Below are 25,555 nucleotides of genomic sequence, written 5' to 3' on the forward strand. Positions count from 1 at the left end.
AAAAGTGCACCTCCAAATATTAGATGTGTCTAACATTTGGGGTGCACTTCACAATGAAGTGCATCCTTTTTATTTTGAATATTTTTCCCTCCATTTATCTTGCCATTCTTTATAGCTTATTCCTGTTACCTCTTCGAGGGTTTTGCCTTCAAGTGAAAAGACCCCACCTACAGTATCAACGTTAGGAGTAGATGTTCCACCGATTACCTTACCTTCACACATCATAATATTAAGCCATACACCATTTTTAGCATTAGAATCATTTTTCTGCATAGGATGATTAGTTACCTCATAACTATAAGTTGTTATTTCCTTATTAAAATAATCCTCAGGCTTAGAACTTTGAACACACCATGATTGAATAGCTCCCCCGCTTGCAGTTTTGCCTGCAAGCATATCCTTAGTTAAAGTGTATCTATAAGGTTCTCCAAGTGATTTAACTATCTTATAATCCTTAGACTTAATAAATTCAGTAGCAACCTTCTCCTCACCACTTAATCCATTAGAACAACTAACTAAAATAAGAAAAACCAAAGTAGTAAGGGTGATTAATACTTTTCTCATAATATACCTCCTAAATTACATATTAGGTATATAATACCATTTTGTATAATTGTATTTGTTACAAATATATGTAAAAACATAATTATAAACATTTAACACATTACTATAAAAACAATTCTCATACCCACCCACCAAGCATAGCCACATTAAAAGGGAACCTTAGTTAAGGGATAAACTTTATGGTATTAGAGGGGGTAGCCACGTTAATCTCAATTCAATAGAGGATGTTTTATGGTGAGATAGAGGGGGATAGACTGTACCCTTGGGTTTGGACTTAGAAGGTCTTAGAGCTTATTGGACAAATCCCAGACGCGGTCAGTCTAGACCCCTCTATCCACCTTTACACATACCCAAATAAACCATCAAAGGCTACCCCCTCTAATACCTGTTATCCCAAAACAAAGGCACCCCTTAATTGGGATGCCTCATAAATTAATTTTCTGTTGTTATAGCAGCTTCATTAAGTAGGTTATCTCTAAGGTGCACTGGTAGATCAGACATCTTAGAAATCTTCTCAACCTTAACAGCTGTAACCTTGTATTCTGCTGTTTTTGTTATTGGATCAAATGCTGAGTTAGTAAGTTCGTTAACAGGTGATTCCCAGTAGTGGAATGTCATAAACATCATTCCCGGTTTAACTCTATCTGTTATTGTAATCTTAGTTGCTACTGAACCTCTTCTTGAAGTAACTCTTATAAAGTCACCCTCTGATAGCTTCATCTTCTCAGCATCAACTGGATTAATTTCAGCAAGTTCCTCAGGTCTTATTTCATCAAGCTTTGATGAATGTCTCGTCATTATGTTGTAGTGATATAGCATTCTTCCTGTTGTAAGGATTATAGGATACTCATCACATACAAGTTCAGCAGGTGCTTCGTATTCAACTGGAACCATAAGGCCTTTACCACGAACAAATTGTCCCTTGTGAAGATATTTAGTTCCTTCATGGTCAGTTGATGGACATGGCCATTGAAGTCCTACCTTATCTATTCTGTCATATGTTATACCAGCATAGCTTGGAATAACATTTCTTATTTCTTCAAATATTTCAAATGCACTGCTGTAGTTAAAGTTAGCTCCAAGTCTATTTGCAACATCGCATAGGATTTGCCAGTCAAGTCTAGCTTCTCCCGGTGCTTCTACTGCCTTTCTAACTCTTTGAACTCTTCTTTCAGTGTTAGTAAATGTTCCCTCCTTTTCAGCGTAACAAGTAGCAGGAAGTACAACATCTGCAAACTTAGCTGTTTCAGTTAGGAATATATCTTGAACCACTAGGAAGTCAAGGTTACTTAGAGCCTTCTTAACGTGGTTAGCGTCTGGGTCAGTAAGTACAGGGTCTTCTCCCATTACATACATACCCTTAACAGTTCCATCATGTGCATTATCAAGCATTTCTGGAATTCTAAGTCCATTTACGTTGTTTAGTTTAACTCCCCAAGCCTTTTCGAATGCTGCATGTGCAGTTTCATCAACAATGTTTTTGTATCCAGGGAAGTTGTTAGGGAGTGCTCCCATATCACAAGCTCCCTGAACATTGTTTTGTCCTCTAAGAGGGTTAATGCCAGCGCTTTCAATACCTACATGACCTGTAATCATAGCAAGGTTAGCAAGGTTCATAACGTTTGCAGTACCTGTTGTATGCTCTGTAATTCCAAGTGTGTAGAATATACCAGCCTTCTCAGTTGTAGCATAAAGCTTAGCCGTTTCATATAGAACCTCTTCTGAAATTCCTGTAATCTCTGAAACTCTGCTAGGTGGGTAGTTTTTAACTACTTCCATAACACCTTCAAGACCTGTACATCTTTCCTTAATGTACTCCTTGTTCTCCCATCCATTCTCCATAATAATGTGGATAAGGCCGTTAACAAGTGCAGCATCTGTTCCTGAGTTAAGTGGTAGCCATAGGGTTGCATGCTCTGCAAGCTCTGTTTTACGAGGGTCTATAACAATAAGTTTTGACCCCTTCTTAGCTGCTTTTTTCATTTTATTACCAATAATAGGGTGTGCCTCTGTAGCATTAGATCCTATTATAAATAAAACATCATTATTCTCAATTTCACCAATTGAGTTAGTCATTGCTCCACTTCCAAATGTAGTTGCTAGACCAGCAACAGTTGGAGCATGTCAGGTTCTTGCACAGTGGTCTACGTTGTTAGTACCAATTGCAACCCTCATCATCTTTTGGAATATATAGTTATCCTCGTTAACACATCTAGCTGAGCTTAGACCTGCTATAGCATCTGGACCTGCTTCAGACTTGATTTTGTTAAAGTTATTAGCTACAACATCAAGAGCCTCGTCCCAGCTTGATTCTACAAAAACCCCATCTTTTTTAATTAGAGGTTTCTTAAGTCTGTTTTCGCTGTTAATAAGGTCTATGTGGTAACGACCCTTAACACATAATGAGTTTCCGTTAACAATAGCCTGGTCTGTTGAAGTAACTCCAATAACCTTGCCATCCTTAACATTAAGATCAAAGTTACATCCTGTTCCACAGAAAGGACAAGTTGTACGAACCTTAGTAACCTCCCAAGGTCTTGTTCCCTTTAGCTGCTTGTTAATAAGTGCTCCGGTTGGGCAAATATCTACACATTGTCCACATGATCTACAGTTTTTAGTGTTTAGTGGGTCACCAAATGCAGTTGAGACCTTAGTCTTATGTCCACGTCCTTCAAAGTTAATAGCGTTTGTAACTTGAATCTGTGAACATACACCAACACACTTACCACAAAGGATACACTTGCTTTGGTCTCTTTCAATAACATTGTTAATGCTATCAACCTCGTATGGCTTAACCTCAGCCTTAAATGATGAACCCTTAACTCCATAACGGTAAGCATATTTTTGAAGCTTACAGTTTCCGTTTTTCTCACAAGTTAAGCAATCAAGTGGGTGGGTTGCAAGCATAAGCTCTAGAATCATTTTTCTTGTTTCTATAACCTTAGGTGATTCTGTGTGAACAACAATACCCTCAACAACAGCTGTTGAACATGCAGTAGAAAGGCCTCTCCAGCCATCAACTTCAACTACACACATTCTACAAGAACCGGTAACTTTAAGGCTCTTATCATAGCAGAAAGTAGGTATTTCAATACCAACAGTTTTCGCTGCTTCAACTATATTAGTTCCCTTAGGTACAGTTACTTTTATATTATCTATAGTTAAACTAACCATTTTTATCCTCCTAAACTATTCTCAGATTATGTTTATTTTGAGGTCTTAGGTATTTATCAATAATAAGAGTAGTTAGTCCCCTTATATCATCTATGTGATAGCAAGGAACATTTATATTAAACTCATGGTTTGAGGCAACTGCTAGAAGTTCTTCCTCACAGCAAAATAACTCATCCCTGTTTAATTCTTTTCTAAATACTTCAATTTTAGGCTTATTGCCTCTTTTATATCCTTCAGTAAAAATAATATCAACATCAGTAATACCAGCTGCTATTTCATCTAGTGAAGGTTCAACTTGAACCTTCTTAACAGTTGCAACCTTAGTAGGAGATGCAATAATTACTGTATCTGCACCTGCCTTAGCGTGGCGGTAAGTGTCCTTACCCTCATGGTCAATATTAAAGCTGCAGTGGTTGTGTTTAATAACACCAACCCTATAATCTAGTGATTTTAGCTCAAGTATTATTTTTTCAAGTAGAGTGGTTTTTCCTGAGTTAGAAAACCCTACAATAGATATCATTGGTATCATATTAGTACACTCCGTCCATTAACATAATTACTTCTACTTCTTGTCCACTTTCAAGGGATGTCTTTGGTGGAATATCTATAAGACCGTTACATGAAATCATTGATTTAAGTACCCCTGGATTTTGTTTACCTGCTAATTTAATTTCATAGGAAGTTTTGCCCTTTGTAGCGATAACCCTTAAAAATCTTCTTTGGGAGCTTGTTTTATTAAAATCATCTACAAGTATTCCTTTAATAGTTGGCCTTTCAAGAATAGGTATGCCTGCCATTCTTAAAAGGATAGGTCTTGCAACAAGTTCAAAGGATATTAATGCTGCTGCAGGATTTCCTGAAAGCCCAATTATTAATTTGCCGTCTTTTTCAGCTGCTATAACAGGAGTTCCTGGTTTCATAGCTATTCTGTGAAAAAGTATGTTTGCTGAAATAGATCTTAAAGCTTCAGCTATAAGGTCATAGTCTCCAACTGATGCGCCCCCTGTTGTTATAAGGATGTTTGAATGTTTTAGAGATTCTTCCATTTTCTCTGCAATTAGATTAACCTCATCATTAACAGATGGAAGTAGTAGAGGGGTACATCCTAGGCTTTCTACTAAAGCGCCTATACTATATAAATTAGAGTTATAAATCTTGCCAGGCAGTAGAGGGTTTCCAAGGTCAGTTAGCTCTGAACCTGTTGAAAGTATAGAAACCTTAGGCTTTTCATATACCATAGCACTTAAGTGTCCAAGAGACGCCAGCATTCCGATGCTACTATAGTCTAGTTTTTGACCCTTAGTTAGTATTGTTTCCCCTGATTTCACGTCTTCCCCAGAAAAAGCATAATTAGAATATGGCTTAAGTGGGGTATAGATATTTACAAATTCAATTCCTTCATCAGTATCTTCTTTACGTATTACAGTATCTGCACCTTCTGGAATAGGCGCTCCTGTCATTATTTTTACTGCTTGTCCATTAATAACTTCTCCATGAAAAACCTCTCCAGCAGCTACCTCGGCTATAACATGAAGTTTAGCTGGGGCTTCCTTAGATGAACCTTGAATATTACTTGATATTAGGGCGTAACCATCTAGTGGAGAACGGTTAAATGGAGGGATATTGAAACTTGAAACAATATCTTTTCCAAGTATTCTGTTTTGTAATTGAAGTATATTTATGTCTTCTAGAGGTAATGGTTTAACCTTTGATAATAAAAGAGTTGTAGCATCCTCTAGCTTAATATTTCTTATCATAATAAATCCTTAGCTCCCTGAGTTTCTTATCCTAAATAGGTTTATACTATTCTTTCAGTAAATTCTTCTTTGAAATATTCTAGTGATGATAGAAGTGGTGCCATACATGACTTTCCAAGACCACAGAATGAAGCTACCTTCATAACATTTGAAAGTTTGCTGCATAGTTCAAGATCAGTTTCGCTTGCAGTGCTATTTACAAATCTCTTCATAATGTTTTGAAGTTGAAGTGTTCCTTCACGGCAAGGTGTACATTTTCCACAGCTTTCATGTGCGAAGAAATCCTGTACAGTTTCCATATAATCAATAATGCTGTTAGTTTCATCAGCAACCATTACAGCTCCTGAACCAATTGATAGTCCTACAGCAGAAAGGTCTTCGTATGTATACTTAGTATCTAGTAGACTTTCAGGTGCAATAGGTCCTGAAGCTCCACCTAGTTGAGTAAACTTAAAGGCTTTACCACCTCTAATTCCTCCACCAATATGGAATATAATTTCACGAAGAGTTAATCCGAATGGGATTTCGTATACTCCAGGGTTATTTACATTACCAGAAATACTGATAATTTTAGTTCCCTTGCTTTCCTCAGTACCACTATTCACGTAAGCATCAGCATCTTCTGAAAATAATAATGGTAGGATTGAAAGTGTTTCTACGTTGTTAACTAGTGTAGGAAGTGAGAATACTCCACACTGCTTAATGTATGGTGGCTTTGGTCTTGGTCTTCCTATCTTACCTTCAATTGATTCAGCAATAGCAGAACCTTCTCCACATACGTAAGCTCCAGCACCTGAAACAACCTTAACAGTAAGATTACGTCCAGACCCTAGATAGTTCTCTCCAAGATAGCCAGCCTCTGTAGCAGCAGCAATAGCTCTGTTCATACGTTTTTGAAGCTTGCCATACTCTTCTCTCATATATATAAATGCCTTATCAGCATCAACTGTAAATGCTGCCATAGCAATACCTTCTAGTACTCTAAAAGGGTCAAATTCTAATAGTGAACGGTCCTTGAAAGTTCCAGGTTCACCTTCGTCAGCATTACAAACTACAGCCTTTGATGGCGCAATCTCTGCTGCTGCTTGTTGAAGTTTTAATCCAACTGGGTAACAGGCTCCCCCGCGACCCTTAAGACCAGATGCTTTAACAGTATCGAAGATTTCTTCTTTCTCCATTGAAAGAACTTTCTTAAGGGATTCAAAACCACCTGATGCTATGTAATCTTCTAAGGATTCGGGGTTAATAACATTAAAGTTCTTAGATATTATTTTTACTGTTTTACTCATATTACATCCCCCTATAGCTTTCTATAATTTCTTTAATCGAATCATTTGTTAGGTTTCCATAAACCTCATCACCGATTCTAAATGCAGGTGATATATCGCATGCACCAAAACAAGGTGTTAGCATTAAAGTAAACTGACCATCATTAGTTGTTTCACCAACTTTAATATTTAGCTCCTTTTCAAGTGCTTCTTTAAGTGTTTCATATTTATTTACCCTGCAAGCTGTACTTTCACAGATCTGAACAATATATTTTCCCCTAGGCTTGTCAGATAATGCTGAATAAAATGATATTACACTATGTACTGCACTTGTTGGGATTTTTAATGATGTAGCTATGAATTCAGAAACATCTCTTGAAATATAGTTTTCTGGAATAATTTCCTGAGTTTCTAGAAGTATAGCTAGAAGATCGTGCTTATCATTGTTGTGTGAAGCAATAATGCTTTCAACTTTTTTAAGCAGAATCTTGTTTGAAAAGATATCTCCCATAAATGTATACGCCTCCTAAAAAAATTTATAAATATTAGATAAAAATGCATATTCAATATACATCAATTATGCATAAAAAGCGAAAACGTTATATTTATAACATTAATGATAAAAATATGTCATATATGATAATATTTTGTCATTTCGAACTTTATGCATTGAAAGGTACAATATACTACGTACAAGTCAAGAAGTAATAGGGATATGTGTATAAAATAGTACTTTATGCAAGGGTGGGGATATTAAAAGGAAGGGATAACCCATAAGAGAAATCAGAAAATAAAGAAATTTTATGAATGGTATCATTCATGCCGATACAAACAATCACTATCTATTGATAATTAATATGCATAATTATTCTTTATTCATAAAATGCATAAAATCCATACATATGGTTTATTACAAAAATGTAATGAAAGTGAAATCTAAATCTCTAAGTAAAATTAATAAAAAGGGGTAGAATAAAGCCATAGACAGGGAGCCAATTATTTTTACAAAAGGGGAATTAAGATTATGAAGAACATATTAAGTGTAGATAAAATAGAAAAATACTATGGAGGTAAGGGGAATCTTACTAAGGCAATTGATAATATAAGCTTTAAGATTAATGAAGGTGAGTTTGTTGGAATAATGGGACCATCAGGAAGTGGTAAAACAACTCTGCTTAATTGTATAGCTACTATAGATAAGGTAACTACAGGTGAAATTCTAATTAATGGTCAGGATATAACAAGACTTAAGTCAGGAAGGCTTGATAAGTTTAGACAAAATGAACTTGGATTTATATTTCAGGACTTTAATCTTTTAGATACTTTAACTGCATTTGAAAACATAGCACTTGCGTTAACTATTAAGGGTGAGAATTCAGGAAGTATTAAGGGTAAGGTTGAAGCAGTTTCAAAATACCTTGGAATTGAGGAGCTACTTCATAAGTATCCATATCAGTTATCAGGTGGTCAAAAACAAAGGGTAGCATCTGCTAGAGCAATAGTTACAGAGCCTTCGTTAGTGCTAGCAGATGAGCCTACAGGAGCACTTGATTCTAAGTCATCAAGGCTACTTCTTGAAAGGTTTGAAGCCTTAAATAGTGAAAGAAATGCAACTATTTTAATGGTTACCCATGATGCTTTTACAGCAAGTTATGCTAATAGAATACTGTTTATTAAGGATGGTAAGATATTCAGTGAAATAGTTAAGGGAAGCCAATCAAGAAAAGAGTTTTTTAATAGAATCATAGAGGTTATTACCTTAATAGGAGGAGATGACAACAATGTATTCTAAAATAGCAGTTAAAAACGTTAAGAAGAGCTTTAAGGATTATTCAATATACTTTCTTACATTAACACTTGCAGTAAGTATATTTTATAGCTTTAACTCAATAGAATCACAAAGGGCAATACTTGAAATATCAAAGGTTGGACAAAGTTATACTCATACACTATTATCGGTTATTTCGTATATGTCTGTATTTGTTTCGGTTATTCTAGGGTCACTAATTCTATATGCTAATAACTTTTTAATTAAGAAAAGAAATAGGGAACTTGGAATATATATGACCCTTGGAATGGGTAAAAGTAAAATATCAAGAATTCTAATTACAGAGACTGTAGTAGTAGGAGTTGCTTCACTTATTAGTGGGTTAATAATAGGGGTACTAGCGTCACAGGGATTAACTATTCTTATATCTAAATTATTTGAGGTTTCAATGGATGAGTATAGATTTATATTCTCATATGTTGCACTAGGTAAGACATTTATATATTTTGGGATTATATTCTTACTTGTTATGATATTCAACGTATTCGTAATATCAAAGTATAAGATAATAGACCTACTTACAGTTGGTCGTAAAACACAGGAAATTAAATCAAGGGGATACCTTGTATATATAATAATGTTTGTAGCTTGTCTTACATGTCTATTAATAGCATATAAGTTTGCAATAGATACCAAGCTAGATTATGGAGATACTAGATTCTTAATTGCTATTGTTCTAGGGGTTATAGGTACCCTATTATTTTTCGTAAGTCTTGGAGGATTTATGATTAATACTCTTAAAAAGTCTAAGAAAATATACTTTAAGGGGCTTAATATATTTACAATTAAGCAGATTAACAGCAAGATCAAAACCAACTTTATATCTATGACTGTTATATGCTTAATGCTTTTTATAACTATAAGTGTGTTATCAACTGGTTTTAGCTTTAAGCATGCACTTGAAACTAATATAGAAGAGTACACTGAATATGATTTTTCAGGATATATATTCCCAGGTGCAGATGATAAGATCCAAAATATTAATCAGGCACTTGATGTAATTGGGTTTAAGGTTGGAAGTGGTGAGAAGCATGCAGAATACACCCTATATCACACAAATACATTAATTAGTGATGTATTAAAGGGTGTTACCAGCGAAATTAACAGTCCTATTAAGCTAATGGGAATAACAGAATATAATTCTTTAAGAAGGCTTCAAGGTAAGGAAGAGATTAACCTTAAAGGGAATGAGGCTGTTATTACATCTAATTTTGAGATGATAATGCCAAGCCTTAAGGATTACATGAAGTCACATAATACAATTAAAATAGATGGAGTTAACTATAAAATAGAAAATAAAGAACCTATTGAAGAAAATCTTCAAACATCATATATGAAGGATAACTTCCTAACTATTATTGTTAACGACAATAAATTAAATGGACTTCAGGTATATTCAAGTGTAATTAATGTTAACTTTAACAAGAGTAGTTATGATAAGTCAGAGGGTGTTTATAATCAACTTATTGAAGGGTTTAGAAACGGTAAGTTTAACACTGAAGATGGTGGGTTTGTGTTAGGTTCCACAAGGGATAGAATAATAGATGATAACAAGGGAACAACTACGGTTATATTATTTGTAGGATTATACCTTGGGTTAATATTCCTAATTAGTAGTATGGCAGTACTATCACTTCAACAGCTATCAGAGGCTAATGATAGTATGGATAGATATACTTCACTAAAAAGGCTAGGAGTGTCAGATTCCAGTATTAATAGAAGTATACTTGTTCAAACATTAGTGTACTTTACAGTGCCTATAGCACTTGCAATTATACACTCAATAGTTGCTATTAAGGTGGTTACAGACTTCCTATCAATATACAATAAGCCAGACATAGGAGGCTCATCCCTATTAACAATGGGAATATTCCTAGTAGTATATCTAGGATATTTTGTAGCAACCTATACAGGATACAAGAACATAGTTAAACAATAGAATTTAAAGGTAGCAGTTAGTTAGTCTGCTACCTTATTTTTATCTGTTAAATTCTTATATATTACAAAAATGTAATGAAGTTGAAAGATAAAACCCTAAAACATTAGGAAAATATGGTATAAAATAGAACTTAAGAAAAAGCTAATTCTTAAGGAGAAAGTTCATGGACAAGCTATTACAAATAAATAAAATTGAAAAATACTTTGGAAAAAACAATAACATAACAAAGGCTATAGATAATATTTGCTTTGAGGTTGAAGAGGGAGAATTCCTAGGAATAATGGGACCATCAGGCAGCGGAAAAACAACTCTACTTAACTGTATATCAACAATAGACAAGGTAACAACAGGTGAGATTCTATTTAAAGGTAGAGATATTACTAGAATGAAATCTAGTGAAATTGATAAGTTTAGAAAAACTAATCTAGGATTTATATTTCAAAACTTTAATTTAATAGAATCTTTAAATGGATTTGAAAATATATCTCTATCTTTAAGTATTAGGGGGGAGGCCCCAAAGGTTATAAGAAAAAAGGTAGAGCATATAGCAGAGTACCTAGGAATAGAGAGTATATTATTTAAATACCCAGGTCAGATGTCAGGGGGGCAGAAGCAAAGGGTAGTAGCTGCTAGAGCAATAATCGGTAACCCGTCGATTATACTTGCAGATGAGCCTACAGGGTCCCTCGATTCTAAGTCATCAAGACTACTACTTGAGAAAATAGAAGAGATTAATAGGGATAAGAAAGCTACTACTTTAATGGTAACCCATGATCCCTATACAGCTAGCTATACTAACAGGGTTATATTTATAAAGGATGGAAAGATATTTAGTGAGCTACGTAGGGGAGAGGATTCTAAGAGGGGGTTCTTTAGAAGAATCATAGAGGTAATAACATTAATGGGAGGAGATGATAGTATTGTATTTTAAAATGGCCCGTGAGAATATCAAGAGGAATTTAAGGGATTTTTGGATATATTTCATAAGCATGACTCTTGGGGTATGCATATTTTATAGCTTCAATACTCTAGATGGACAGATAGTACTAAATGAAGAAGGTTATAATATATTTTTTGAAAGAATGATAATGATATCATCAATAATGGCATTAATCTCACTTGGTTTTATGGTTATATATACTAACAGATACATAATAAAAAGAAGAAATAATGAGTTTGTAACATACAGAAGCTTAGGAATGGGAAGATGGGATGTTTGTAAAATCCTAATATATGAAACTACTATAACAACACTTATTTCCTTATTTGCAGGTATAGTAGTTGGAGTAGTTGTTTCTCAAGGTATTAATATTCTTATATTAAGTTTATTTCAAGTAGATATTAATCAATATGTATATGGAGTATCTTTAAGTGGATTAATCAAAACAATAGGAGGGTTTGCTTTAATTCACCTTATAGCCTTAGTGATTAATGGAGTAAGAATTTGTAGAACTACTAGAATTAGTAGCAAAGAAAGCAGAGAAATTAAAGATAAGAAATCATCTACTAAGTTAATTTTAAGTGGAGGGGTCTTTGTAATATCTCTTTTGTTAATAAGTTATTCATACTACATTTTACTAGCTATGGGACTAACAACACATAACATAACAGCGACTTTAATAAGACCATTAATGGTTATAGCAGAAGAGCCAAGGATAGGCTACGGAATTTTAGCAGGAATAGTAGGGACAGTATTATTTTTCTACAGCTTATCAATTATAATAGTTAATATGGTAGGTGGAATAGACTATATAAAGCTTAAAAGTATAAACTGTTTCACCATAAAGCAGCTAGGGAATAGGATGAGAGGAAGTGTAGCATCATTATCTATTGTAAGTCTTATGATATTTGTAGCTATAACTATTATAAGCTTTGCTTTTAGTTATAAAGTATCATTTGAGAGGGAATTTAATAATTTGTATCCCTATGATGTAAGCATAGAATTTAGTGATGATGGGACTATTGTAGAGAATCCAAAGGAATATCTTAATGAATTAGGATATAATTATGGTGATAATGAAAAAGTTATGTCACTTAGTTTATATAATATGACTAAAAATAAGGCAACAGGTGAAAAAATAGGTAGTAATGATATAGTACCTAATCAAATACATCAATTAGGGGTAAATTTTATATTATTAAGTGATTATAATAAGATAAATAAATTTAATGGGGAAGAGACTATTAAGTTAGGAGATAATGAAATTATTGCTTTTGTAAGGCAAGAAGAATACATTAAGGGGTTAACTTTAAATAGTTCTATAAATTTACTAGGGAAGCCATTTAAAGTTATAGAAGTTAAGAATGAAGCTATAAAATATACCTGTGATTATTTTGGGGGGAGAAGTGTAATAGATATTGTTATTAATGATAGCAATATAAATATGCTAAGGCCTACATGCGGAATAGTTAATATAAACTATCTAAATGCAGAGGGTGGTAAGTCCTATGAATACTTTAGAAAGTTATTATCAAGGGACACAAATCCTAATATTAAAAGTGATTTAAATGTAGGATACCTAGTTAAATCTAAAGCAAAAAGTGCTATAAATACAGAAAAAGCTATATTAATATACAATGCCATATTTATAGGAGTAGTGCTTTTAATAGCTGGTATGACTATATTATCTATGTATCAATTAATAAGTGGAGAAGAAGATTTAGATAAGTATAAAACCTTAAACCAAATAGGTGTTTCAAGTGATAATATTAATAGAAGTATAGTTGTTCAAATAATAACCTACTTTATGGCACCTCTTATTTTAGGTGTTTCACATAGCATAGCAGCAATATATATGCTTAAAGAGCAGTTGGTAGTATATGATATGGAAGTAGTAAAAAGTACAGTTCCTATTATATTTATGACTATATTTATAATTTATGGGCTATATATTACTGCAACATATGTATCCTATAAGAAGTTAGTTAAGAAAAATATATAATACTTTAAAGGGGCTATAATATTTATTGTAGTTCCCTTTTTAGGTTATACTAATAGTAGGTGATGATATGAAAAAATTAGTTATTATTGAAGATGATTTAGTTTTAGGACAGGAGCTTCAGAGCTTTCTTTCAAAGTATGACTTTGATGCTGTACTTCCTAGTAGTTTTGAGAATATAGTTGAATACACTCTTAATCAGGAGCCAGATCTTGTGCTACTTGATGTTAACCTTCCTATTTATGATGGTTATTATATTTGCCGTGAGATAAGAAGGGTAAGTGATGTGCCTATTATTATAATTACAAGTAGGAATAGTGATATGGATGAGCTTATGAGCATGAATTTAGGAGCAGATGACTTTGTAACTAAACCCTTTAATACTCAGATTTTACTTGCGAGAATTACTGCTATTCTTAAGAGGGTAGAGGGAAGGGGAAATTCTTCAAGTACCCTTACATATAAAGACTTAACACTGAACCTTTCTAATGCAACTGTTAGCTGTAGGGGGTTAGAGGTTGAATTAACTAAGAATGAGGTTAGGATTTTAAGTATTCTAATTGAGGGTGCAGGTAGTATTGTTTCCCGTGAGGCATTAATGGAGGGACTTTGGAAGGATGACTACTTTGTAGATGATAGTACCCTATCTGTTAATGTTGTAAGGTTACGCAGAAAGCTTGATTCTATAGGACTTTCGGATATTATAGAAACTAGAAGAGGACTTGGGTACATAATGCCATGAGAGTAGGAGATTTTTTTAAGGATAAAATATTATTTTTACTTGTAAATCTTATTGGGTTTATGATTATTTCTATCTTTGTTTATTTTTCTACATATAATTTTATGGTTATAGTTTTTACATTCTTAATATGGTTTGGACCTCTTTTAACCTATATGGGGATTCAGTGTTATAGATTTAAAAGATATTTTGATTCCATTAATAGCGTTCTTGAGTGCCTTGATAAAAAATACCTTCTTCCTGAGGTAATAGAGACACAAGGGTTTATTGAAGGTGAGAAAGTAGGAGAGTTTCTTAGCATTGTAAGTAGGGATATGCATGAGAATATTAAGTACTATAGGGGAATTCAAGAGGACTATAAGGAATATATAGAAACCTGGGTACACGAGATTAAGACGCCACTTGCTTCAAGTAGGCTTATAATAGAGAACAATCAAGGTGAAGTTACTAAGAAAATAGATGCTCAGCTTGATAGAATGGAGGGCTTTATAGAGCAGGCTCTTTATTACTCAAGAAGTGAGGATGTTTCTAAGGATTATATAATCAAAGGTTTTAACCTTGATAAGGTTATAAAAAACGTAGTTAAGAAGCACTATAGAGATTTTATATATAAAAAGGTATCTCTTAATATCTACGATGTAGAGGTTATGGTTTATAGTGATATTAAGTGGACAGAGTTTATTTTAGGTCAAATTATAGGAAACTCTATTAATTACTTAAAAGGCACTGATGATAAAATATCAATATATGCTAGAAGCCTTGATAATTCTGTTGTTCTAACTATTGAAGATAATGGAGTTGGAATTATAGAGAGGGATATTAATAGGGTTTTTGACAAAGGATTTACTGGGGAAAACGGAAGATTATTTGGAAAAAGCACAGGAATGGGATTATACCTGGCTAAGAAGTTATGTTTAAGACTTGGCCTTAATATATCCTTAGAATCTACTGAAGGGGTGGGGACCAAGGTATATATTGTATTCCCTAAAATGAAAAACATAGATTAAGGGATGTAATCATATTAGATTGCATCCCTTAATCTTTCTAGTTTCTTGTAGCATATATTTCTTTTTCTGTATCAATGAATATCTTAGCGATTACATTGTATGCATTACCCCATGCTGTAATAACTTCCTCAGTAGCAGCATCTCCGAGTACTTCCTTAATAGTTGCTAGAAGATTAGAACCAACAATTGGGTAATGCTCTTCTTTGATTAATTTGTCACAGTGGGTAATGGCTATTTTTTTAACAACAGGTATAATAATTTCTAGTTTATCTATATTTTCTGCAGCGGCAAGTATAGTCATAGCTAAGGCTTTAGGTTGCTCTTCAGATTTTTGTTTGTCCATATTAAAATATGGCTTAACCTCTGGGTTATTTGCAAACATATTTTTATAAAAAGTTTTTGTAATGGTAAGTCCATGCTCCTTAAGAATTGGTACTGTGCTTTTAATAATATCTATAGTTTTTTGATCTAACATATAGTTTTCCTCCTTAAGTATAATGATAATTATTATCAATTGTAACTACAATATAACATGGGGAAATTAAATGTGCAAGTAAAATGCACATTTAATTTTTGTGATATAATTTACTCATTATCAGAGAGGAGATAACTAATATGCAGCTATCAAAGTTTACTGACTATGGATTTAGAGCATTAATATATTTAGCTAAGAACTCAGACTCACATTCAACTGTTGAAAAGCTTGCATGTGAGCTTGAAGTTTCCCACCATCATCTTAAAAAGGTTATAAATAAACTTGGGAAAAGTGGTTTTATAATTGCTGAAAAGGGAAGAGGTGGAGGATTAAAGCTTGGAGATTTACCTGAAAATATTAATTTAGGCAAAGTTCTTTTAGTTACAGAGGATAATCTTAATTTAGTAGAGTGTATGGGAGATAATAGCGTATGTCCACTTATTAGTGAGGGATGTAGACTAAAGGGTGTTATTAATAGAGCTTTGGAAAGTTTTATTAATGAAATGTCAAAGTACACATTAGGAGATATATTATGATAAGTGTTTGTGACGGATGTAAAAAAAGTGGTTGTACCAAGAAGATTTCAATATTTAAAACATTAGATCCAGGTGAACTTCGTGGAATAGCCCTTAAAATAGAGAACAATATATATAAGAAGAATCAGGTTATTTTTTCTGAGGGGGATATAGGAAAGACTCTTTATCTTGTTAGTGAAGGTAAGGTTAAGCTTTATAAGTACACAAGTGATGGGCGGGAACAAATCCTTCATATTTTATCAGAGGGAGACTTTTTCGGTGAGCTTAATCTACTTAAGGAATCAACTTATGGATTCTATGCGAAGGCTATTGAAGATTGTAGATTATGTACACTTGGTAAGGATGAACTTCGTGAAATTATATCCTCAGACCCTCAGATTGGTATTAAGATTCTAGAGGTTATAGGTGATAGACTAACAAAGCTTGAGTCCCTAGCACAGAACCTTGCAACTAAAGACGTTGACTCAAGGTTTGCATACCTTCTAACAGAACTTGCTGATAAGTACGGAATCAAAGAAAATGGCAAAATCACAATAAACCTACCCCTGAGCCGTGAAGACATGGCAAGCTACATAGGGGTAGCCCGTGAAACCATTAGCCGCAAACTCAAAAAGTTCCAAGAAGAGGGACTAATAACCCTAGAAACCTCAAAAAAAATAACAATAAACAATATAAATTTAATCCAAGAGTATATATAAATATAGTAAATTAAATACAAGCACTTAAGAACCAATTATCTATACTAGCTTATTATTCTAAAAATACTATGGCTTTTATAAAGCCACAACTAGAATTTAAGGTGAAACATTTATTCTAAGCAATTAAATTTTAAACCTTCATTCTGTTGTAAACCTTTATAGGATAAGTAGGGGTAAACAATAAAACAGCTTATTCAAAGGAAGGCGTTTGATTTAGTGATTTTTTATGGGATAGATGCATCGAGTAGGAACTTAGAACTTCTTAAGTAAAAAATAGGGAGAGGCCTTAGAAAAAACCGTAGTGTTTGAAGCTTTAGCTGAGTTTTACGGTTGTCTTAGGCATATCCCTATTTTTGACTTTAGAAGTTCTTGTTACTATCTCGTCAGCCATCTATCCCATAAAAAATTACTAAGGTACAACCATTAAATAGAATGACTATGTATTGTTTACCCCTGCTTATTCTTGTACTAACTACAATTAAGGCATTACTAATTTAATTGTTTAAATAAATGTGATTTCGGTCACATTTTATTTTTGTTTATTTTTATATAATAGGCATAGGAAAAAACTTAAGCGAGGAATTTATCTATGAAGATTGTATATATAAGTCAAACAGGAAATACAGCCAAAATGGCTAGATTAATAAAACAAGGAATTGAATCAGAGGGACAAACTGCTGAACTAGAGAACGTTTCAGATGTAGGAGTACATGACGTTGTAGATCAGGAAGTTATAATAATTGGATGTCCTGCATGTGGGAACGAATCACTTGAGGAATTTGACATGGACCCATTTGTAGATTCACTAGATGGAAGCATCTCAGGTAAGAAGGTAGCACTATTCGGTTCATACGGATGGGGAGGCGGTCAGTGGATGAGACTATGGGAAGATAGAATCAGAGAATATGGCGGAGAGTTAATTGGTGAAGGACTTACGATTAACGGAGTACCAGCTGACGATGATGCTTCATGTATTGAGTTTGGTAAAATGATTGCAAAAGCAGCATGTGGAGAATGTGTTGAAAGTAAGGCTTGTAGCCTTGATGAAGCTGGAGACCCTATATGCTGGGAGGGCTTTAAGCCACTTGTAGTATTTAACAAGGTTCAGGAAAGTGATAAAATAACATCTTTCTACCTTAAGCCGCAGGATGGAAGTGAACTTCCTAAGGCTAAGCCAGGTCAATATATTGGAATTAGATATGTTGAAGAAAACGGAAGTATGAGTGATGTAAGACAATACACACTATCAATGAACTCAAATGAGGACTATTACAGAATTAGCGTTAAAAGTGAAGAAACAGGTAAAGTTAGCAAGGGTCTATGTAGCAGCATAGAAATAGGCTCAATAATTGAATCTACTGTACCAATGGGAGTATTCACACTTAAAGAAGGAAAGGAACCAATTGCATTAATTGCAGGAGGTATAGGGGTTACCCCAATCCTATCAATGGCGCTTGCTGCTAAGGACCTAGATAGAAAAGTAAAGTTAATATATAGTGTATCAAACTCTATAAGTCACAGCTTTAAGGAAGAAATATCTTCCCTTGAGAAGCAGTGTAGCAACTTAGAAGTGGTTACAGTTTATACTAAGCCACTAGAAACAGACGTTAAAGGAGAAGATTATATACATGGAGGTAGACTTGGCAGCGAAGAACTTATTAGTATGCTACCTAAGGATGCACAGTATTACTTCTGTGGACCATTTGAATTTATGAAGTTTGTTTATGATTCACTAATAAGTATGGAAGTAGACGGTTCAAGAATTAACTATGAAATGTTCGACACCTCAAAGGATTTAACCAAATAAAACTTGCACACCTAAACATTACCCTCCTAGTTATTCTTGAACTATAATTGATAGAAAAGGGCTGTTCAATATTGAACGGCCCTTTATTTACAGGCTTTATTAGTACTAGGAAAGTTAGCCTGAGGTTCTTTGGTTAGGGAGATAGTGAACAGTACTTTAACCTAAGTTTATTGGCTGATGAGATAGAAACAAGAGCTTCTAAAGTAATAAATCACAGTATACCTAAGACAACCGTAAAACTCAGCTAAAGCTTCAAACACTACGGTTTTTTCTAAGGTCTACTATGATTTATCACTTAAGAATCTCTAAGTTCCTACTCAATGCAATAATCTTAGGTTAAAGTACTATATTAAGTGCTTTCCCTTAATTAAGTGGAGCTGGGCTAACTTTCTCTAGTACCTGAAAGCCTATAAATAAATGGCTAGTACAAGTTATTGAGGGGGAGGGAGGAGGAAGTGGTAGCTTTGAAAAAGCCACGATAAATTTAAAACCTTGTTTTGAACCTAATCTGTGATTTAATGGATATGAATTGTGGTATAATAATTATTATAAATTGTAATGAAGCGAGGAATTGTTATGAAGATAGTTTTCGTAAGTTTAAGAGGAAGTACGGCTAAGATAGCTGAGCTTATAAAGCAGGGAATTGAGTCAATGGGGATAGGGGTAGAGCTTCTACATCCTTCAGAGACTACATATAAAGACGTTATTAATCAAGAGGTTATAGTTCTAGGTTCACCAGCCTGTGGAAATGAGACCCTTGATCCATTTGATATGAGACCACTTGTAAATGCCCTTGAAGGTAATATTAAGGGTAAGAAGGTTGCTCTGTTCGGTTCATATGGATGGGGTGGCGGTAAGTTTATGAGGGACTGGGAAGAAGTTATTAAGTCCTATGGAGGAGAACTTATTGCTAATGGTCTTGCCATAAATGGAGCTCCAAGAAATGGTGATGCTACATGTATTGAGTTTGGAAAGTTAATAGGAAGTCATGTAGGAGCATCATCTACATATACACCACCTAAGGTTAATGAAATTCCTAAGGGTACGGGGTCAGTTAATGACTTTAGAATATCAAGAATTGTACCTTTCTTAAGTGCTGATAAGCCTAGTGGGTGGGATGGATTTAAGTCTCTTGGAGTATTTAAAAAGGTTCAAGAAAGTAAGAATGTAACATCCTTTTATCTTAAGTCAACAGATGGGACAAAGCTTCCTAAAGTTATAGCTGGGCAAAATATTGCTATTAAATTTAAAAATAGACAGGGTGTAGAAAGTGAAGTTAGACAGTATACACTTTCTATGAATCCTAAGGAAGACTACTATAGAATAAGTGTTAAAAGTGAAGAATATGGTAAGGTGAGTAAGGCACTTTGTAGTGAAATTAATGAGGGTGATACTATTGAAGCAACATCTCCAATGGGAGACTTTAATATAGTAAATGGGGATTCACCAATTGTTCTATTTGCAGGAGGAATAGGGGTTACTCCTATGCTTTCAATGGCATATGAATTAAGTAATAGTTACCGTCCAGTTAATCTTATATACAGCGTAACTGATTCAACTACACATAGTTTTAAGGAAGAGATTAAGTCCCTTGAAGAGGGCTCTAATAACTTAGAGGTTACAACAGTCTACACTAGACCGATTATTGGTGATGTAGGAGGACGTGACTATACCTTTAGTAGAAGAATTAAGAGAGAATGGATGGAGGAAAATCTACCAAGTAATGGTCAGTTCTATATATGTGGGCCTACTAATTTTATGCAGTTTATATATGATAACCTTGTAGACATGGGAATAGATAAGTCTAATATTTACTACGAAATGTTTGATACAACTCAAGATATAACGAAATAATAAATTAAAGGGAGATAATATTATCTCCCTTTTTCTATAGAGTTTTTTCGTAGCAGTAAAACGGTAGATCTTTATATTCAAAGAAAATCTCTCCTGTTTTCTGGTATCCGTATTTTTCGTATAACTTGTTAGAAGTTGTATTCTCACTGTATGTATCAAGTCTTATACTTTGGTAGTTATTGTTCTTGCCCTCATCCTCAATAAATTTAAGCATTTTCTTTCCAAGTCCCATTCCTTGATATGATGGATGAACAGAAAGTCTATGAACAACAAGTACATTATCCCCTTCAGTAAGCCATTTAACAGAGCTATACTCAGGTGATTGAAGGCTGTTTATTGCAACATATGCCATGTAGTTATCACCATCTCTAATAACATGGGCATGTCCACCTTTAATATCCTCCTCAATTGTATTAGAGTCAGGATAATATTCATTCCACTGATATAGTCCTTGACTTTCCATGGTTATAATACAGTTAGAGATTATATCCATAATAGCAGGAACATCCTGCAGATTCGCTTTAACAATATCCATAACCTTACCCCCTAAAATTAAGATAGTAACAGTATATCATTACTTACAAAAAAACAAAAATCCAGTGTTAACTTAGAAAAACCTTTTTGGCTGAAGCTTAATATAATACTCAGGTTAGTTTGGGAAAAGTTGGATTTTTATAACTCCTTTGTTATTATTAAAGGGAAATTTAAAAGACACCTAAAAGGTGCCTTTTATTATATTAGTAAGTTAACTTTGCGTCTAATTCGTTAGATATTGCTAAGTTATAGATGTAAGCATTAGAAACCTCGTTAATAAATTCAGCCTTCATATCATCTGATAACTTAATGTCTCCTAGCAGGTTATGGTAAGTCATAACGTATGACTTAAAATCTTCAATACCTTCAAACTTGTAGTAGTTAAGTCCCTCAGGTGAAATTCCATAAGCTTCACCACTTAGTATTGTTAAGAATAGTCTACCTCCGAAAAGGTCAGCAAGGAATCTAGTGTAAGCATAAGGAATAATAAGCTCTGGCTTATTATCAGCTAAATAATTAATGTAAGCAACACTAGCTTCAGTAGAAGCTAAAGGTACCATTGAGTCTAGCTTATCACCTAATAAATGCTTAAGATCCTGTCTAATAAGGCTTGAGCGATAAAGTTCTTTAGTTACGAAAGGCTTTACAATTCCATTATCTATATTTTTATCTAAGCCATCTTCAATTGCTTTATACATTTTCTCTAGGTTAAATATATATTCTGCATAGCCTTCAACAGTACCGTTACCATCTACTAACTTCTTAATGTATCCTGTCTTCTCAGCTGCACTGTGTAGTAGGGCAGACTTTGCTCTAATTTCTTTCATAAATTCCATTAAAAATCACCTACTTAATAATAAATTTCGGTAGATATTATCTATCGGTTAATAATAATTATAGTTCAGTAAATATAAAAAGTAAATAAGATAAATTTATCACAATTATTATGTACTAAAAGTAACATTTTATATTCTACTACTAAGGTAAGTAATGGGGTAAAGGGTGTTAGTATAGATGAGGAGCCTTCTAATATAAATTACCATTTATATTGGTACAAAAATGTAAAAGTCTTTATGGTTGTGGTATAATTTAATTACAAAGTAATTTTGCCTATTCTAGTGAAAGCTGGAATAGGTTTTTCTATGGAAATGGAGGGGTGATAATGAAAGGAAAGGTACCTACAGAGAGTTTAAATAGTAACGGGGAAACTAGTTACTTGTGTGGGAATGTAGGTAACACTAATGATAAGGGTAAAAAATTTGATTTAAATGAAGTAGAAAAATGGGTATCAAATATAGAATTTGATTTTAGAATAAATGCAGATGAAGTAAAAAGGGGTATAAGCTGGAGTTTAATCTGCTTAGAACTAAAAAATATAAAATGGGAAGATTCCTTAAAACAGTGTGAGAAAAATCTAGAGTATTTGGCGTCTATTTACGTTGTAGTAAATAGTAAAATAAATTGTACGCATAAAGATAGAGAATATATTCAGGCTAAAGAATTATTAAATAAAACCATTAATATAACTCTACAAAGATTCTCTGAGGGGGCTATTTATTTCTTAAGGGATTTTTATATAAGAAATGGTGGATATATAGAGTCCAATTTTGTAGAGAATAAAATAACAGAAATATATAATAGTCTTGTTAAGGGATATGAATTATTTATAAAAAGTATAGGGCTAAATTCTCTTCAGTATGAGGAATGGATTGACCAGGATAGAAATTATTTAGCAAGGTTATTACGGGAAGAAATAGGAGTTAGAGATATTAAGGGACTAGAGTATAGTCTAAGTGATTTTTATAATATGAAAATATACGCAGTGGAGATTCAAAAAGAGTTTTCATATAAAAGTGAATTATCAAGTGAAGAGGTTTTAGGAGTTGCCATAGGAATTGCAGAAATTAAATCAGAGATAATGAAAAGTAAGTTTAATTTCAATAGTAATGCGAAGCAGAAAATTGAAGAGACATTTAAAACTTACATAGAAAATGTACTGGGCAAAATCAATAGGTCAAACCTAGATAAATTAAGTGGAGGTAGTGGTAGTAAGTACCGATCACTTAATAGAGGTGACATAGATAAGGTTCATAATCATATGATTTGCTCATATACATTAACAGGAAATATGATAGAATCTATTTCAAATGGAATAGAATATGGATGTAAAATTCATACTATTAAACAGGAAAAGGCCAATTGGAATAAACTTAAAAGATACAATAAATCTAATGATTTTTATAAAGCAATATCATATAGGTATAGCAATAATAATATGGTATCAACTTTAACAAAGGAAATATTACTTGAAGAGTATTATAGTTTTTCAATAGAATATTTAAATGTATAGACAATAGGAGCATTATTAGGCTAGTTAATAACACTAATAATGCTCCTATTTTAATTTACAACTGAACTGCGCTTTTCCATAAGAATAACGTCATGCCATATTCCTGTTTTCATTTTAGCTATTTTTTCTCTGTATCCTATTTCCCTAAATCCGCATTTTTTGTGTAGATTAAGGCTAGGGATATTTTCCCTTACAATAACTGCCTGAAGCGTCCAAAATCCATGTTTTTCAGATTCTTTTACAAGGGAATTAAGTAGCAGTTGACCTACCCCTATACCCCTATACTTCTTTCCAACATATAAGCTAAGTTCAGCAGCTCCTAAGTATGATTCGCGTTTAGATACAGGGGATAAACATATAAAGCCAAGAACCCTATCCCCGTTACAAGCAACTAATCTACACTTTTGATGGTGGTTATTATCCCATTCACTATATGAGGGAATATCTCTTTGAAATGTAGCAAACTCAGTGTCTATCCCTTCTTTATATATATTTGAAACCTCTAACCAGTGGTCTTTAGTTAAGTATTCAATAGTAATCTCCATAGATGCATCTCCCTAAAAATATTTAAGTTACAAAATGTAGTGAATTATATTTTAGCATAATTATACATTATAATGAATATATTTTTAGGGTTATTTAAAAAATAAGATAGATTAAATTTAAAGAGGCAATCATAGATATAAAGTCTATAAGTGCCTCTTTTATTATTACTAAATTGTTACTAAATCTTTTATTTCAGTTAAATGAGGTTTAGCATCTGCTGGAACTGCTGAAATATACACTTTTACAAGTTTCTCTGTAGGGTTTAATGTTACAGGTGTAGATTTTGCAATGAAGCAGTAGTTAATTCCATTAACAACTTGCTTTGATACTGTTAAAGGAATAAAGGAGCTTCCTACAAACCCCTCAAGAGCTAAGTTAAATACCTCTATATCCTCACTAGTTACTGGTAATTGTGGTGACCATCCGCCTGTTTTCATAAATTGTCGTCCTCCTTAAGTTTAAAAGATTGGCACCAATTAAGTTAGCTACTATTCTGGTGACATTAATATATATGTGAAAAGAAGGTTATTTGTTACTAATTATATATTCAAAAATAAACTATATTTTATAAATGTATTGATTATGTTGCATAAGTTGGCATAAGATATTGTTTATACAAAGGAGGAGAATAATGAAAAAATATTTATTATTACTTGTTGTAACTATTATGTTTATAGTTACAGGATGTAGCACAGATAAAAAGATAAATTATTTGGAAGAAGGTAAAACTTCCTTAGCAGCAGGAGAATATGAAAATGCTCTTAATTCATTTAGATTAGCAATAAATGAAGGTATTGCAGATGATAGTGTTAAGAATATGGAGGGCATGATTTCTAAGTACTTAAAGGCGAAAAAAGATTATTCAGAGGGAAAATTTCAAGAGGCTAAAACAGCACTAGAGGGTATATCTCCTGATTATGTAAACTTCTCAATTAAATCCGATATAGATTCTCTTAAGGCAGATGTAGATATTAAGCTTAAAGCAGATAATGAGGAGAAGCTTAAGGAGGAAGCGGAGAAACATAAGCAGGAACAGGAGAAGCTTAAGGCTGAATCACAAAACAGTAAGGGGCAACTTATTGCTAAAGGAGATTATTACAATAAAAAGCTAGCCTCAGTAAAATCAGGGCTTAAGGATATTGAAGGATTATATAATGGTTCAACAGCAGATATGGTTGAGGCCTGTAACATTGAGGGGAAGAGATGGGACAAGGTTCTAAATGAAATGTATCAGGACCTTAAGAAGATGCTACCTTCAGATCAGTTTAAAACTCTACAAGGGGCACAAAGATCATGGATTAAAAATAGGGATTCAAAGGCAGATAGTGAAGCTGCACAATTTGGAGGAGGTTCAGGTTCTGCAATTGCATATGCAGATTCAATAGCCCAGTCAACTAGGTCTAGATGTTATGAACTTTTAAAGTATTTTAAATAGACACATATTATATTAAGTAAATACTTATTATTAACTAAGTGGGTATGGTAAAACATTCCTGCTTTTATTTTCTGTATAATTATTGATTTTTCGCATAAATTTTCT

The 25,555-nt window shown here is 33.3% G+C and carries 23 protein-coding genes and 1 pseudogene; 13 read left to right on the forward strand and 11 right to left on the reverse strand.

Features of this window, described 5'->3' with window-relative positions:
* Nucleotides 1-69: 69 nt before the first annotated feature.
* From RR539_RS04980 to RR539_RS05005, 6 genes are all read right to left on the reverse strand, one after another.
* Nucleotides 70-564 (reverse strand): DUF4830 domain-containing protein, encoded by a 495-nt coding sequence (locus RR539_RS04980; RefSeq protein WP_332500235.1) that lies wholly within the window; start codon nt 562-564, stop codon nt 70-72.
* Between the two features lie 432 nt (nt 565-996).
* On the reverse strand, nt 997-3,744 hold the full coding sequence (gene fdhF, locus RR539_RS04985; protein WP_332483548.1) for a formate dehydrogenase subunit alpha: 2,748 nt from the start codon (nt 3,742-3,744) through the stop codon (nt 997-999).
* 4 nt (nt 3,745-3,748) lie between these two features.
* Nucleotides 3,749-4,267, reverse strand: coding sequence for a molybdopterin-guanine dinucleotide biosynthesis protein B (gene mobB, locus RR539_RS04990; protein WP_332474874.1), 519 nt, complete (start codon nt 4,265-4,267; stop codon nt 3,749-3,751).
* A gap of 1 nt (nt 4,268) precedes the next feature.
* The gene (locus RR539_RS04995; RefSeq protein ID WP_332500236.1) at nt 4,269-5,495 is read right to left on the reverse strand and encodes a molybdopterin molybdotransferase MoeA; all 1,227 of its coding nucleotides are present in this window, start codon (nt 5,493-5,495) and stop codon (nt 4,269-4,271) included.
* Between the two features lie 41 nt (nt 5,496-5,536).
* The gene (locus RR539_RS05000; protein WP_332474171.1) at nt 5,537-6,784 is read right to left on the reverse strand and encodes a complex I 51 kDa subunit family protein; all 1,248 of its coding nucleotides are present in this window, start codon (nt 6,782-6,784) and stop codon (nt 5,537-5,539) included.
* 1 nt (nt 6,785) lies between these two features.
* Nucleotides 6,786-7,274, reverse strand: a complete 489-nt coding sequence (locus RR539_RS05005; RefSeq protein WP_332474172.1) for an NADH-quinone oxidoreductase subunit NuoE family protein — start codon at nt 7,272-7,274, stop codon at nt 6,786-6,788.
* Between the two features lie 513 nt (nt 7,275-7,787).
* Between RR539_RS05005 and RR539_RS05010 the strand changes: the two genes are divergently transcribed.
* The 6 genes from RR539_RS05010 (at nt 7,788) to RR539_RS05035 (ending at nt 15,215) form a co-directional block, all read left to right on the forward strand.
* Nucleotides 7,788-8,555, forward strand: a complete 768-nt coding sequence (locus RR539_RS05010) for an ABC transporter ATP-binding protein (RefSeq protein ID WP_332474173.1) — start codon at nt 7,788-7,790, stop codon at nt 8,553-8,555.
* Nucleotides 8,545-10,530 carry an ABC transporter permease gene (locus RR539_RS05015; RefSeq protein ID WP_332474174.1) on the forward strand — a complete coding sequence of 662 codons (1,986 nt, stop codon included), beginning with the start codon at nt 8,545-8,547 and terminating at the stop codon, nt 10,528-10,530. The genes RR539_RS05010 and RR539_RS05015 overlap by 11 nt, the downstream gene beginning before the upstream one ends.
* 163 nt (nt 10,531-10,693) lie before the next feature.
* Nucleotides 10,694-11,461: an ABC transporter ATP-binding protein gene (locus tag RR539_RS05020; protein ID WP_332474175.1), complete on the forward strand. Its 768-nt coding sequence runs from the start codon at nt 10,694-10,696 to the stop codon at nt 11,459-11,461.
* A 1-nt stretch (nt 11,462) separates the two neighbouring features.
* The gene (locus RR539_RS05025; protein ID WP_332483543.1) at nt 11,463-13,472 is read left to right on the forward strand and encodes an ABC transporter permease; all 2,010 of its coding nucleotides are present in this window, start codon (nt 11,463-11,465) and stop codon (nt 13,470-13,472) included.
* A 67-nt stretch (nt 13,473-13,539) separates the two neighbouring features.
* Complete coding sequence (locus tag RR539_RS05030) at nt 13,540-14,211, forward strand: response regulator transcription factor (protein WP_332474177.1); 672 nt, start codon at nt 13,540-13,542, stop codon at nt 14,209-14,211.
* Nucleotides 14,208-15,215 (forward strand): sensor histidine kinase, encoded by a 1,008-nt coding sequence (locus RR539_RS05035; protein ID WP_332474178.1) that lies wholly within the window; start codon nt 14,208-14,210, stop codon nt 15,213-15,215. The genes RR539_RS05030 and RR539_RS05035 overlap by 4 nt, the downstream gene beginning before the upstream one ends.
* A 37-nt stretch (nt 15,216-15,252) precedes the next feature.
* On the opposite strand, the gene RR539_RS05040 is transcribed toward RR539_RS05035, so the two are convergent.
* On the reverse strand, nt 15,253-15,690 hold the full coding sequence (locus RR539_RS05040; RefSeq protein WP_332474179.1) for a globin domain-containing protein: 438 nt from the start codon (nt 15,688-15,690) through the stop codon (nt 15,253-15,255).
* A gap of 140 nt (nt 15,691-15,830) precedes the next feature.
* Here RR539_RS05040 and RR539_RS05045 point away from each other — a divergent pair, with 140 nt between their 5' ends.
* The 5 genes and pseudogenes from RR539_RS05045 (at nt 15,831) to RR539_RS05060 (ending at nt 20,585) form a co-directional block, all read left to right on the forward strand.
* Nucleotides 15,831-16,226: an RrF2 family transcriptional regulator gene (locus tag RR539_RS05045; RefSeq protein WP_332474180.1), complete on the forward strand. Its 396-nt coding sequence runs from the start codon at nt 15,831-15,833 to the stop codon at nt 16,224-16,226.
* Nucleotides 16,223-16,924, forward strand: coding sequence for a Crp/Fnr family transcriptional regulator (locus RR539_RS05050; RefSeq protein ID WP_332474181.1), 702 nt, complete (start codon nt 16,223-16,225; stop codon nt 16,922-16,924). The genes RR539_RS05045 and RR539_RS05050 overlap by 4 nt, the downstream gene beginning before the upstream one ends.
* A 589-nt stretch (nt 16,925-17,513) precedes the next feature.
* Nucleotides 17,514-17,924, forward strand: a pseudogene (locus RR539_RS10885) (flavodoxin); the annotation flags it as partial.
* The gene (locus tag RR539_RS05055; protein WP_442878391.1) at nt 17,913-18,731 is read left to right on the forward strand and encodes an FAD-binding oxidoreductase; all 819 of its coding nucleotides are present in this window, start codon (nt 17,913-17,915) and stop codon (nt 18,729-18,731) included. The pseudogene RR539_RS10885 and the gene RR539_RS05055, both read left to right, overlap by 12 nt.
* 558 nt (nt 18,732-19,289) lie before the next feature.
* Nucleotides 19,290-20,585: a flavodoxin domain-containing protein gene (locus tag RR539_RS05060; protein WP_332474183.1), complete on the forward strand. Its 1,296-nt coding sequence runs from the start codon at nt 19,290-19,292 to the stop codon at nt 20,583-20,585.
* 34 nt (nt 20,586-20,619) lie between these two features.
* On the opposite strand, the gene RR539_RS05065 is transcribed toward RR539_RS05060, so the two are convergent.
* Together RR539_RS05065 and RR539_RS05070 are read right to left on the reverse strand one after the other, a co-directional pair.
* Nucleotides 20,620-21,120, reverse strand: a complete 501-nt coding sequence (locus RR539_RS05065) for a GNAT family N-acetyltransferase (protein WP_332474184.1) — start codon at nt 21,118-21,120, stop codon at nt 20,620-20,622.
* A gap of 202 nt (nt 21,121-21,322) precedes the next feature.
* Entirely contained in the window at nt 21,323-21,955 is a 633-nt protein-coding gene (locus tag RR539_RS05070; protein ID WP_332483544.1) for a biliverdin-producing heme oxygenase, read from the reverse strand.
* A 326-nt stretch (nt 21,956-22,281) separates the two neighbouring features.
* Here RR539_RS05070 and RR539_RS05075 point away from each other — a divergent pair, with 326 nt between their 5' ends.
* A complete protein-coding gene (locus RR539_RS05075) occupies nt 22,282-23,469 on the forward strand; it encodes a hypothetical protein (protein WP_332473821.1) in 1,188 nt (395 codons plus the stop codon).
* Between the two features lie 50 nt (nt 23,470-23,519).
* Here RR539_RS05075 and RR539_RS05080 read toward each other — a convergent pair whose 3' ends face one another.
* Nucleotides 23,520-24,014, reverse strand: a complete 495-nt coding sequence (locus RR539_RS05080) for a GNAT family N-acetyltransferase (protein ID WP_332473820.1) — start codon at nt 24,012-24,014, stop codon at nt 23,520-23,522.
* A gap of 168 nt (nt 24,015-24,182) precedes the next feature.
* On the reverse strand, nt 24,183-24,452 hold the full coding sequence (locus RR539_RS05085) for a hypothetical protein (RefSeq protein ID WP_332473819.1): 270 nt from the start codon (nt 24,450-24,452) through the stop codon (nt 24,183-24,185).
* Nucleotides 24,453-24,646: 194 nt separating this feature from the next.
* Between RR539_RS05085 and RR539_RS05090 the strand changes: the two genes are divergently transcribed.
* Nucleotides 24,647-25,450: a lysozyme inhibitor LprI family protein gene (locus RR539_RS05090; protein ID WP_332473818.1), complete on the forward strand. Its 804-nt coding sequence runs from the start codon at nt 24,647-24,649 to the stop codon at nt 25,448-25,450.
* Nucleotides 25,451-25,555 lie beyond the last annotated feature (105 nt).

The organism is Clostridium sp. (genome assembly GCF_036639235.1).
In the GTDB taxonomy this organism is placed as follows: Bacteria; Bacillota; Clostridia; order Clostridiales; family Caloramatoraceae; genus Clostridium_AB.